Source organism: Pseudomonas aphyarum (assembly GCF_028657055.1).
Classification (GTDB): domain Bacteria; phylum Pseudomonadota; class Gammaproteobacteria; order Pseudomonadales; family Pseudomonadaceae; genus Aquipseudomonas; species Aquipseudomonas aphyarum.
Window position 1 is genome coordinate 217,921 of sequence record NZ_JAMDGS010000009.1, and the last position, 11,450, is coordinate 229,370.

The following is an 11,450-nucleotide window of genomic DNA, read 5'->3' on the forward strand; positions in this document are numbered from 1 at the left end:
CGCGTCACAGTGGACGCGGAGCGTCCATAGCGGCGTTCCCACGCAGAGCGTGGGAATGAGCGAGATCAAACGTTGGCGACTTTCTGCCAGACCTTCGGCTTGAAGAACAACGTCTCCCCCTTCGCCAACCCGGTCAGGCTGTCGTGGTCCTTCACCACTTCCGCCTCGATCAGATCCGTCTGGCCTTCCACCTTCAACGTCACCCGCGTGGTCGCGCCCAGCGGCCGGATATCGCGGACTTCAGCGGCGTGGTGATCCTCCAGCTCATGCCGCGACAGCGACACTTCGTGCGGACGGAACAGCACGTGATTGTCATCCCCCAGATGCAGACGGTTCGAATCGCCGAGGAAGTGATAGACGAAATCGCTGGCCGGGTTTTCGTAGACGTCGCCCGGTGAACCGATCTGCTCGATCACACCCTTGTTCATCACCACGATACGGTCGGCCACTTCCATCGCCTCTTCCTGGTCGTGGGTCACGAACACCGAGGTCAGGTTGATGTCTTCGTGCAGGCGCGCCAGCCAGCGGCGCAGCTCTTTGCGCACCTTGGCGTCGAGAGCGCCGAACGGCTCGTCGAGCAGCAGCACTTTCGGCTCTACCGCCAGGGCGCGGGCCAGGGCGATACGCTGGCGCTGGCCGCCGGACAGTTGCTCCGGATAACGATCCGACAGCCAGTCCAGTTGCACCATGTTCAGCAGCTCGTGAACCTTGGTCGCGATCTGGCTTTCAGTCGGGCGCTGGTTTTTCGGTTTCATGCGCAGGCCGAACGCGACGTTGTCGAATACGGTCATGTGGCGGAACAGGGCGTAGTGCTGGAACACGAAACCGACGTTGCGATCCCGCACGTCATGGCCGGATACGTCTTCGCCGTGGAACACGATGTTGCCGTTATCCGGGGTTTCCAGACCGGCAATAATGCGCAGCAGGGTGGTCTTGCCGCAGCCGGACGGGCCGAGCAGCGCCACCAGTTCACCGCTGTGGATGTCCAGGCTGATGTTGTCCAGCGCCTTGAACGCATTGAAATTCTTGCTGACGTTACGCACTTCGATCGACATGAATTATTCCTCCGCGGCGCTGGCGCGCAGGCGGTTGATACGGTTTTCGCTCCACTGCTTGAGCAGCAGGATGAAGAGCGCCAGGATCAGCAACAGGCTCGCCACGGCGAACGCGGCCACGTGGTTGTATTCGTTGTAGAGGATCTCGACGTGCAGCGGCAAGGTGTTGGTCACCCCGCGAATGTGCCCGGAGACCACCGACACCGCACCGAACTCACCCATGGCCCGCGCGGTACACAGCACCACGCCATAGATCAGGCCCCATTTGATGTTGGGGACGGTCACGTGCCAGAACATCTGCCAGCCATTGGCGCCGAGCAGGCGCGCGGCTTCCTCTTCCTGAGTGCCTTGTTCCTGCATCAGCGGGATCAGCTCACGGGCCACGAACGGCACGGTGACGAAGATCGTCGCCAGCACGATGCCCGGCAGGGCGAAGACGATCTGGATGTCGTGATCCTGCAGCCACGGCCCGAACAGACCCTGGGCGCCGAACATCAACACGTAGACCAGACCTGCGATCACCGGTGATACCGAGAACGGCAGGTCGATCAGCGTCACCAACATACTCTTGCCACGGAACGAGTATTTGCTCACGCACCACGCGGCGCTGACGCCGAACACCAGGTTCAGCGGCACCGAAATCAGCACCGCGATCACGGTGAGTTTCAGGGCCGACAAGGCATCCGGTTCAAAGATCGCGGTGAAGAACGCGCCGAGGCCGTTCTTCAAACCCTGGGACACCACGATGAACAGCGGCAGCACCAGAAACAGGAAGAAAATCAGCCAGCCGAGGCCGATCAGGATCCGCCGCGAAGTGGCACTGCCACGGCGGGCGGCGTTGGCCGAGGAAGCGGCCGCAATAGACGATTGGGACATGGTTCGCGCCTCCTTATGGGGTTTCGATGCGCCGCTGCAGCAAGTTGATCAGCAGCAACAGGACGAAGGAAACCACCAGCATCAACACGCCGATGGAGGTAGCGCCGGTGTAATCGTACTGGTCGAGCTTGACCATGATCAGCAGCGGCAGGATCTCGGTTTTCATCGGCATGTTGCCGGCGATGAAAATCACCGAACCGTACTCGCCGACGCCACGGGCAAACGCCAGGGCAAAACCGGTCAGCCAGGCCGGCAACAGCGCCGGCAGCAGAATGTGGCGGAACACCTGCAAAGGCTTCGCACCTAGGCACGCCGCGGCTTCTTCGACTTCACGTGGAATGTCGGCCAGCACCGGCTGCACCGTGCGCACCACGAACGGCAGGGTCACGAAGGTCAGCGCCAGGGTAATCCCGAGCGGGGTGTAGGCGATCTTGAAACCGAGGTCGGCAGCGAACTGCCCGACCAGCCCGGTCGGCGTGTACAGCGCCGTCAGGGCAATACCGGCCACCGCGGTCGGCAAGGCAAACGGGAGATCGATCATCGCGTCGATCACCTTGCGTCCAGGGAACGTGTAGCGCACCAGCACCCAGGCCAGCAACGTGCCGATGATGCCGTTGATGATCGCGGCGCACAGTGCGGTGCCGAAGCTCAGCTTCAATGCGGCGAGAACGCGGGGCGCGGAGATGATCGTCCAGAACTGGTCCCAGGTGAGTTGGGCGGCGTGGACGAACATCGCCGCCAGCGGGATAAGCACAATCAGGCTGAGGTACACCAAGGTGTAGCCCAGCGTCAGCCCGAAGCCGGGTATGACGGGGGAGATACGACGCGACATAAAAGTCCTTGGTTTGAGAACGCACAAAGCCCCGACGGTTAAATCGGGGCTCGTTTATGACCTATTTCAGATTACTGCGCCTGATAGATCTGGTCGAACACGCCACCGTCGTTGAAGAATTTCGGCTGTGCGGTTTTCCAGCCGCCGAAGTCCTTGTCGATGGTCACCAGTTCCAGTTTCGGGAACTGCTGGGCGTACTTGGCTGCCACGTCCTTGTCACGCGGACGGTAGAAGTTCTTCGCCGCGATTTCCTGGCCGGCCGGGCTGTACAGGTGCTTGAGGTAGGCTTCGGCGATCTGCTCGTTGCCCTTCTTCTCGGCGTTCTTGTCGACCACGGCCACCGGTGGTTCGGCGAGGATCGACAGCGAAGGCACGACGATGTCGAACTTGTCCTTGCCGCCGTCTTCTTTCAGCGCCAGGAAGGCTTCGTTTTCCCAGGCCAGCAACACGTCACCCTGACCGTTGTTGACGAAGGTGATGGTCGAGCCACGGGCGCCGGTGTCCAGAACCGGAACGTGCTTGAACAGGGTCTGTACGTATTCCTTGGCTTTGGCTTCGTTGCCACCGTTGGCTTTCAGGCCGTAGGCCCATGCCGCGAGGAAGTTCCAGCGCGCACCGCCGGAGGTTTTCGGGTTCGGGGTGATCACCGAGACGTCGTTCTTGACCAGATCGCCCCAGTCCTTGATGCCTTTCGGGTTGCCCTTGCGTACCAGGAACACGATGGTCGAGGTGTACGGAGTGCTGGCTTCCGGCAGACGCTTCTGCCAGTCAGCAGGCAGGGTCTTGCCGAGCTTGGCGATTTCGTCGATGTCGCCGGCCAGGGCCAGGGTCACGACGTCGGCGCGCAGACCGTCGATCACCGCACGGCCCTGCTTGCCCGAACCGCCGTGGGATTGCTGGATTTTCACGGTGTCGCCGGCGTGCTCCGACTGCCAGTACTTCACGAACTCGGCGTTGTAATCCTGATACAGCTCACGCGTCGGGTCATACGACACGTTGAGCAGTTCGTAATCCTTGGCAACCGCGGAACCGGCAAACACAGCACTGGCCAGGGCGGCCAAAGCGTAACGGCGAATCGACGACATGGTGAAAGCTCCTGGAATTCTTGGTGGTGGCTTTTTCTTATGGATTGCTGGAATCGGGTTGCTCGTTCAACGACCGCAGCCTGTGGCAGCTTCTGCCAACAGCTCCCCGCAGGAGCTGCCGCAGACTACGAATCAGGCCGGTTTGTTACCCGGTTGCTGCAGACGGAATTTCTCTTTGCGTTCGATCTGAACTACCTGGGCGTTATGCACAGTGATTTCCACCGCGCCGAAACGCAGGTCGCGCAAGGCGCTCTGGATTTCGCGCAAGATGGTGCTTTCGTCCTGACCGTCAACGCTACGCAGGGATGCGCTCATGGTGCTGCTCCTTTGTATGGGATATGCCTGGCAGTGGGCGGCACTGCGTTCGGCGTGGGAGCAATATAAGAGAGCTTTGGATATTCTTAAAAAGACTATTTAAGAATGTTTATATAACTGGAAAACATTATGTGATGCAGCAAGGGTTTGCGGCGGATTTGCCCGCCGACAAACCCGCCATACGCCGCCCTCAACCGATCAAGGGCGCCCGGTTCCAGTCGATTTGCGCTTCCGGGACCGGCCGTCCGAACCAGTAGCCCTGCCCCAAATCACAGGCCTGGCCCAGCAGGAACGCCGCCTGTTCCGCCTGCTCGATGCCCTCGGCATGCACCTGCATGCCCATGCTGCGGGCCAGAGCGATAATCACCCGGACGATCGCCGCGTCGTCCTCGTCCCACGGCAGGCCGGCGACGAAACCCTGATCGATCTTCAGCTTCTGCACCGGCAGGCGCTTGAGTCGCAGCAACGACGAATAACCGGTGCCGAAATCATCGATGGCCAGACGAATGCCCAGCTCGCGCAGCCGATGCATCTGTTCCAGCGCGACTTCCGGATCATCCATCACCGCGCTTTCGGTGACCTCCAGTTCCAGATAGGCCGGATCCAGGCCGGTCTCGTGCAGCACCTGCGCAACCTGCTCGTACAACTCGCGACGGGCGAACAAACGTGACGACACGTTCACCGCGACAAACGACAGCACCACCCCGGCCTGCTGCCATTGGCACATCTGCCGGCAGGCCTGCTGCATGACCCAGGCGTCGATTTCCGAGATCAGCCCGGTGCGCTCGGCAATCGGGATGAATTCCGCCGGCGACACAAGGCCCCGCTGCGGATGCTCCCAGCGCACCAGCGCTTCGACGCCGATCAGGCGACTGGTTTTCAGGTCGTGTACCGGTTGGTAGTAGACCCGCAGTTCCTGCTGCTCCAGCGCGCGGCGCAACTCGAAGGCGATTTCGACCCGCTGCTGGGCGTGGGCCGTGAGTTCTTCGGTGTACAGCGCGTAACCGTTGCGGCCACTGCTCTTGGCCTTGAACAGCGCCGCGTCGGCGTTGCGCAACAGCTGTTCGGCGCTCAGTGCATCGCTGGGAAACAGGCTGATGCCGAGGCTGGCGTTGATAAACAGCTCATGGCCGTCGAGGCAGAACGGCTCCTTGAGTGCATCGAGAATGCGCTGAGCCAGCGCCGCCGCCTGCGCCGGCTGTGGACAACTTTCCAGCAGGACCGCGAACTCGTCGCCGCCCAGCCGCGCCAGGGTGATGCCCGGCCCGAACAACGCCTGCAAACGCGCGGCGACCGCCTTGAGCAAACGGTCACCGATGTTGTGGCCGAGGCTATCGTTGATCAGTTTGAAGTGGTCCAGATCGATCATCAGCAGCGCGCAACCGCGCTTGTGGGTCTGCGCCGACGCCAGCGCCTGTTCGGCGCGGTCGCTGAACAGCAGGCGGTTGGGCAGGTCGGTCAGCGGATCGTGGTGAGCCAGATGCTTGAGCTCGTGTTCGGAATCCTTGATCGCGCTGATGTCTGAGAACACCGCGACGTAGTGGCTGAGCCGACCGTCCTCGTCGCGGATCACCCGGATCGTCTGCCACTGCGGGTAGATCTCGCCGCTTTTACGCCGGTTCCAGATCTCGCCGCTCCACTCGTCCTTCGCCTGCAACGTGGCGAACATCGCCTGATAGAACCCCGGCGGGTGGTGCCCGGACTTGAACAGGCTGGGCTGCTGGCCAATCACTTCTTCACGCTGATAACCGGTGATTTCCATGAAGGCACGATTGACGTGCACGATCAGCCCCTGCCGGTCCGTGACCAGCACGCCTTCGCGGGTGCAATCGAATACCGCAGCGGCCTGACGCAGTCTTTCGCGATCCGACTGACGCTCACGCAATCGGGCACCGATGCCCAGGCATTCGAACAGCCGCGCCCGGGCCAGGAAGATCAACCCGGCGCTGAGCGCCACGAACACATAGCCGTTGATCAGTTGCCAGCGCAGCAGTTCGTCAGAGTTATCGAAGAAACTGTTCAATAAATAGCCAGTGCCTTGCAGCCAGACAACGGCAAGGACCAAGTAAAGCAGCGCTGCACGCAAAGCATCGCGGTATGTGGCAGACATTCGGCCGTCCATGTCCCTACAAAAATGTCGGGATTATAGGTCAAGAAACATCCAGCCATCTCTTATCTGAAAGGGCGACTGGTTTTATCTGTGTGCTTGGTGATAATGCAACGGCTGTTTTTTCTTTATCGAGGGCCCTATAGCCTATGTGGTACGAAGGTTTTCTTGGCTTGTCGGCCTGGTCACTGGTCGCCGTCACCCTGGTGATGACCCACGTGACGATCGTTGCCGTCACGGTCTACTTGCACCGCTACTCGGCCCATCGCTCCCTGGAGCTGAATGCCGGCCTCAAGCATTTCTTCCGTTTCTGGCTGTGGCTGACCACGGCGCAGAACACCCGCGAGTGGACCGCCATCCACCGCAAACACCACGCCAAATGCGAAACCGAAGATGACCCGCACAGTCCGGTCGTCAAGGGTCTGTCCACTGTCCTGCGCAAAGGTGCCGAGCTGTACCGCGAAGAAGCGCAGAATCCGGAAACCCTGCGCATCTACGGCAAGAACTGCCCCGAAGACTGGATCGAGCGCAACCTCTACAGCCGCTACCGGCTGCTGGGCGTAGCGATCATGGCCGTCGTCGACCTGTTGCTGTTCGGCACCATCGGCATCACCATCTGGGCGATCCAGATGATGTGGATCCCGGTCTGGGCCGCTGGTGTGGTCAACGGTCTCGGCCATGCCGTCGGCTACCGCAACTTCGAATGCCGCGACGCGGCGACCAATCTGGTGCCTTGGGGCATCCTGATCGGCGGCGAAGAACTGCACAACAACCATCACACCTACCCCAACTCGGCCAAGCTGTCGGTCAAGAAGTGGGAGTTCGACCTCGGCTGGGCCTGGATCCAGGTCTTCAGCTTCCTGCGTCTGGCCAAGGTTCAGCGTGTTGCCCCGATCGCCCACCGCGTCGAAGGCAAGGGCAACCTGGACATGGACACCGCCATGGCGATCCTCAACAACCGCTTCCAGATCATGGCCCAGTACCGCAAGCTGGTGATCGGCCCGTTGGTCAAACAGGAACTGGCCAAGGTCGATCATTCGGTACGCCACCAGTTCCACCGGGCCAAACGCCTCCTGTCGCGGGAAACCAGCCTGCTGGAAGATCGCCACCACGCGCGCATCCAGAACATGCTCGAGCACAGCCAGGCGCTGAAGGTAATCTACGAGAAACGCCTGGCCCTGCAGCAGATCTGGGTCAAGACCAGCGCAAATGGCCACGACATGCTCGCCGCCATCAAGGAATGGGTACACGAGGCCGAGGCCAGTGGCATCCAGTCCCTGCGTGAATTCGCCGATCAGTTGAAAACCTACTCGCTGCGCCCTGCTGCTGCCTGATGCCGTTGATCGGTGCGCCCGGTTCCCGGGCGCACCCTTCGGAACTTCACCCCCGATCCCCTATCTCAAAGACACTTCGCCACCCCCGGCGGGCTTTCCCGTGGCCGTTGTCGACTAACCGGCACGCCCTTTGAGATTCGTGTCGATGGTCAACAACAATCAAAAAGACTCATCCCCTCCCCAGTGGCCCGAGGCCGCGCAGACCCTGATGGCGTTGATGCACGCCCAGGGCGAAGTCGCCCGACTGAGCGAACGCGAGCAACTGTTCAGCTCGCTGCTGGTCAGCGTCAACGCCGTACTTTGGGCCTTCAACTGGGAAACCCGACAGGTGCTGTACGTCAGCCCCGCCTACGAACGGATTTTCGGTCGCTCCGCCGCCCTGCTGTTGGCCGACTACAACCAGTGGCGCGACAGCATCTACCCGGACGATCTGGAATACGCCGAGCGCAGCCTCGCCGAAGTGCTGCACAAAGGCGCCGTGGAAGACCGCGAATACCGGATCATCGCCGCCGACGGCCAGGTGCGCTGGATCAGCGACAAGTGCTTCATCAACCGTCAGGACGAACCGGGGCAACCGGTGATCATCGTCGGCATCGCCGAAGACATCACCGACAAGAAGCAGATGGAAACCGAGCTGCAACGCCTGGCCACCACCGACGTGCTGACCCAGAGCAGCAATCGCCGGCACTTCTTCGAATGCGCCCACCGTGAATTCGAAGACGCCCGCCTGCAGGGTGCGCCACTGGCGTTCCTGTTGCTGGATATCGATGATTTCAAGGTAATCAACGACACCTACGGCCATCCCGAAGGCGACAACGTGCTGCAACGAATCGCCGAATGCGGTCGTGCCTCGTTACGCCGGGGAGACCTGTTCGGACGGATTGGCGGTGAGGAATTTGCTGCGGTTTTTCCGGGCTGTGCGCCGGACATGGCGATGCAGGTGGCCGAGCGGCTGCAACGGGAAATTCAGCGGCTGAGCTTCAATCACGCCGATCAGACGTTCGGCATCACCGTCAGCCAAGGCCTGACCAGCCTCACCCCGGAAGACGAAAGCCTCGACACCCTGTTCGCCCGCGCGGACGCAGCGATGTACGAGGCCAAACGGCAGGGCAAGAACCGGATCATTTCCGCCTGATTCCAGACCGGATGCGCAATCAAGCCGCTATTTGCGCATCCGCATCAGCTCCGGCAATCCGATCTTGAGCAACCGCGCCGTGCGGCTCTTCGCCAGTTCCTCAACGCCTTCATGCTCGGTCAGCCGGGCCATCTGCGCCGCCATGTTCATCACCAGAGCCTCGCGGGAATACACCCCGCCGCCGAGCTGGTAGACCGAGGCAATCAGCTCGCGCAGTTCTAGCGGCAGGCGCCAGCGGGTGCGTAGCGCCGAACCATAAGCTGCACCGAATTCCGCCAGCGCATCGCCGACTTCTTCCATTTCATCCAGCTCGCCGCCGGCCTGCTTCCACTCTTGCAGACAACGCAGCAATGCAAGATCACCGAGGCGATGGAGCATCCCGGCGCAGTAGCAGCGCTCCTGATCCAGATCGAGCAAACGTGCCAAGGTGCGGGCATACTCGGCGGTGTGCAGCGACAGGCCCCAATAGCGCTCGGCGTAGTCGGCCAGGCATGGGTCGCTGAGTCGGGCGCTGCGTTTGAGTGCAAGGCCAAGAATCAGATTCATGCTCTGCCCGGTGCCCAGACGATGCAGCGCCTGGGCCAGGGTCTGCACTGGCGCGCCATGATGCTGAGCGGCGCTGTTCGACGCTGCGATCAACACGGCGGTGATCTGCGGATCGGTGCGGATTTCCTCTTCCAGCAGCTTCAGATCCAGCCCATTGGTGTTGAGGCTGCGTTTGACCGCCACCTGCACGTCGGTCATCAGCGGTGCGCCGTCGGCCTGCTCGCGGCGTCGTTCGAGGAATACCGAGAGGGTCATGCCCGGCGCCAGCGCCGGTACTTCACAGAACACTTCTTCGCCGGCATTCAGCAGCAGCCCCTGCAAACGCTCGGTCAGGCTTTCCATGTTCAGGGGTTTGGCCAGGTAGGCGGTCGGCGCCAGCGGCAGAGCTTCGCGCACGCTGGCGCTGTCGTTGCGGCTGCTCATCAGAATGAACGGCAGCGGCGGATTGCGTTTGCGCTGGCGGACACTGCGCAACACGCTCAAGCCATCGACGCCGGGCAACTCCCAGTCGACGATCGCCAGGTCATAGGGGACTTCGCTGAGCAGCGTCATTGCCTCCTGGCCATCGGCGCACAGGTCCAGCCGCGCATCGCAGCGCACATTCAGCAACACTTGTTTGAGCAGGTCACGCGACCAGGGATCGGCCTCGGCAATCAGCACTCGGGGTACAGCGGGTAATTCGACGGCAGTCATGCTCGCCCTCCCTTGCAATGCTTGAACCTTAGCCAATGCTGGCGTTTCGGTACAACCTGAAAACCGCGCAAGTGTTTCTCCAGGCATGAAAAAACCCGCCGAAGCGGGTTTTTTGTCGATCCGATCACACGGTGCTACGGATTACAGCTCCGAGAAGCACTCTTCGATGATCGCCAGGCCTTTGTCCAGTTGCTCGTCCGGCGAGGTCAGCGGTACCAGGACGCGCAGAACGTTGCCGTAGGTGCCGCAGGACAGCAGGATCAGGCCCTTGTCACGCGCCTTGGCCACGACAGCCGCGACGGCGGTCGGGTTTGGCTTGTGGCTGTCGCCGTTTTCGAACAGCTCGACGGCGATCATCGCGCCCAGGGCACGGACTTCGCCGATCACCGGGTACTTGGCCTGGATGGCTTTCAGGCCGGTGACCAGACGCTCGCCGACAGCCTTGCAGCGGTCCAGCAGTTTTTCTTCTTCGAACACTTCCATCACGGCCAGGGCCGCGGCGCAAGCGATCGGGCTACCGGCGTAGGTGCCGCCCAGGCCGCCTGGAGCGATGGCGTCCATGTATTCGGCCTTGCCGCACACACCGGCCAGCGGGAAGCCGCCAGCGATGGATTTGGCGAAGGTGGTCAGGTCGGCAGCAACGCCCATCTGTTCCATGGCAAAGAAGGTGCCGGTACGGCCAGCGCCGGTCTGCACTTCGTCAGCGATCAGCAGGATGCCGTGCTGGTCACACAGAGCACGCAGACGCTTCATGAATTCTTTCGGCGCGACGTAGAAACCACCTTCACCCTGCACAGGCTCGATGATGATCGCGGCGATGTCTTTCGGCTCGGCGTCGTTCTTGAAGATGCGTTCGATGGAAGCGATCGAGTCGTCGATGCTCACGCCGTGCAGTTCGTTCGGGTACAGCGCGCGGAAAATGCCGCCTGGCATCAGGCCCATGCCGGCCGAGTAAGGCACGACTTTACCGGTCAGGCCCAGGGTCATCATGGTGCGACCGTGGTAAGCGCCGGTGAAGGCGATCACGCCAGCGCGGCCAGTGGCAGCACGAGCGATTTTCACGGCGTTTTCAACGGCTTCGGAACCGGTGGTCACCAGCAGGGTTTTCTTGGCGAAGTCGCCCGGTACGCGAGCGTTGATTTTCTCGCACAGCTCAACGTACGGCTCGTAGGCCAGCACCTGGAAGCAGGTGTGGGTCAGCTTGTTCAGCTGCTCAGTCACGGCGGCGATGATTTTCGGGTGCACGTGGCCGGTGTTCAGTACGGCGATACCGCCGGCGAAGTCGATGAATTCACGACCTTCAACGTCGGTCACGGTCGCGTTCTTCGCGGACTCGGCGAAAATCGGGTGAATCTGGCCAACACCACGTGGAACAGCTGCGGTACGACGGGCCATCAGTTCAGCGTTAGTCTTGCTCATTACAGTCCTCATTCGCCGCTCATCGGGCGGCGTGGTTCAAGGATAAAGCGGGA

At 61.5% G+C, this 11,450-nt stretch carries 10 protein-coding genes; 2 read left to right on the forward strand and 8 right to left on the reverse strand.

What is annotated here, in order from left to right:
• Positions 1-65: 65 nt before the first annotated feature.
• From M5G18_RS13835 to dibA, 6 genes are all read right to left on the reverse strand, one after another.
• Positions 66-1,055 (reverse strand): sulfate/molybdate ABC transporter ATP-binding protein, encoded by a 990-nt coding sequence (locus tag M5G18_RS13835; protein WP_064382696.1) that lies wholly within the window; start codon positions 1,053-1,055, stop codon positions 66-68.
• Between the two features lie 3 nt (positions 1,056-1,058).
• A complete protein-coding gene (gene cysW, locus M5G18_RS13840; protein ID WP_007952817.1) occupies positions 1,059-1,931 on the reverse strand; it encodes a sulfate ABC transporter permease subunit CysW in 873 nt (290 codons plus the stop codon).
• Positions 1,932-1,944: 13 nt separating this feature from the next.
• Positions 1,945-2,763 (reverse strand): sulfate ABC transporter permease subunit CysT, encoded by an 819-nt coding sequence (gene cysT / locus M5G18_RS13845; RefSeq protein ID WP_007952818.1) that lies wholly within the window; start codon positions 2,761-2,763, stop codon positions 1,945-1,947.
• 71 nt (positions 2,764-2,834) lie between these two features.
• On the reverse strand, positions 2,835-3,848 hold the full coding sequence (locus tag M5G18_RS13850; RefSeq protein ID WP_007952819.1) for a sulfate ABC transporter substrate-binding protein: 1,014 nt from the start codon (positions 3,846-3,848) through the stop codon (positions 2,835-2,837).
• 132 nt (positions 3,849-3,980) lie between these two features.
• Complete coding sequence (oscA, locus tag M5G18_RS13855) at positions 3,981-4,163, reverse strand: sulfur starvation response protein OscA (protein ID WP_007952821.1); 183 nt, start codon at positions 4,161-4,163, stop codon at positions 3,981-3,983.
• Positions 4,164-4,353: 190 nt separating this feature from the next.
• On the reverse strand, positions 4,354-6,273 hold the full coding sequence (gene dibA / locus M5G18_RS13860) for a phosphodiesterase DibA (RefSeq protein ID WP_273897884.1): 1,920 nt from the start codon (positions 6,271-6,273) through the stop codon (positions 4,354-4,356).
• A 146-nt stretch (positions 6,274-6,419) separates the two neighbouring features.
• Between dibA and desA the strand changes: the two genes are divergently transcribed.
• Both desA and M5G18_RS13870 read left to right on the forward strand, forming a co-directional pair.
• Positions 6,420-7,604, forward strand: coding sequence for a delta-9 fatty acid desaturase DesA (gene desA, locus M5G18_RS13865; RefSeq protein WP_273897883.1), 1,185 nt, complete (start codon positions 6,420-6,422; stop codon positions 7,602-7,604).
• A 145-nt stretch (positions 7,605-7,749) separates the two neighbouring features.
• The gene (locus M5G18_RS13870) at positions 7,750-8,739 is read left to right on the forward strand and encodes a GGDEF domain-containing protein (protein ID WP_007957611.1); all 990 of its coding nucleotides are present in this window, start codon (positions 7,750-7,752) and stop codon (positions 8,737-8,739) included.
• Positions 8,740-8,766: 27 nt separating this feature from the next.
• On the opposite strand, the gene M5G18_RS13875 is transcribed toward M5G18_RS13870, so the two are convergent.
• Positions 8,767-9,978: a response regulator gene (locus tag M5G18_RS13875; RefSeq protein WP_273897882.1), complete on the reverse strand. Its 1,212-nt coding sequence runs from the start codon at positions 9,976-9,978 to the stop codon at positions 8,767-8,769.
• A 141-nt stretch (positions 9,979-10,119) separates the two neighbouring features.
• Entirely contained in the window at positions 10,120-11,397 is a 1,278-nt protein-coding gene (gabT, locus tag M5G18_RS13880) for a 4-aminobutyrate--2-oxoglutarate transaminase (RefSeq protein WP_007957613.1), read from the reverse strand.
• Between the last annotated feature and the right edge of the window lie 53 nt (positions 11,398-11,450).

What these genes read in the sequence shown, in the direction of transcription:
- M5G18_RS13835 (WP_064382696.1), bottom strand. Translation starts at nt 1,055, where the DNA reads ATGTCGATCGAAGTGCGTAACGTCAGCAAGAATTTCAATGCGTTCAAG.
- cysW (WP_007952817.1), bottom strand. Translation starts at nt 1,931, where the DNA reads ATGTCCCAATCGTCTATTGCGGCCGCTTCCTCGGCCAACGCCGCCCGC.
- cysT (WP_007952818.1), bottom strand. Translation starts at nt 2,763, where the DNA reads ATGTCGCGTCGTATCTCCCCCGTCATACCCGGCTTCGGGCTGACGCTG.
- M5G18_RS13850 (WP_007952819.1), bottom strand. Translation starts at nt 3,848, where the DNA reads ATGTCGTCGATTCGCCGTTACGCTTTGGCCGCCCTGGCCAGTGCTGTG.
- oscA (WP_007952821.1), bottom strand. Translation starts at nt 4,163, where the DNA reads ATGAGCGCATCCCTGCGTAGCGTTGACGGTCAGGACGAAAGCACCATC.
- dibA (WP_273897884.1), bottom strand. Translation starts at nt 6,273, where the DNA reads ATGTCTGCCACATACCGCGATGCTTTGCGTGCAGCGCTGCTTTACTTG.
- desA (WP_273897883.1), top strand. Translation starts at nt 6,420, where the DNA reads ATGTGGTACGAAGGTTTTCTTGGCTTGTCGGCCTGGTCACTGGTCGCC.
- M5G18_RS13870 (WP_007957611.1), top strand. Translation starts at nt 7,750, where the DNA reads ATGGTCAACAACAATCAAAAAGACTCATCCCCTCCCCAGTGGCCCGAG.
- M5G18_RS13875 (WP_273897882.1), bottom strand. Translation starts at nt 9,978, where the DNA reads ATGACTGCCGTCGAATTACCCGCTGTACCCCGAGTGCTGATTGCCGAG.
- gabT (WP_007957613.1), bottom strand. Translation starts at nt 11,397, where the DNA reads ATGAGCAAGACTAACGCTGAACTGATGGCCCGTCGTACCGCAGCTGTT.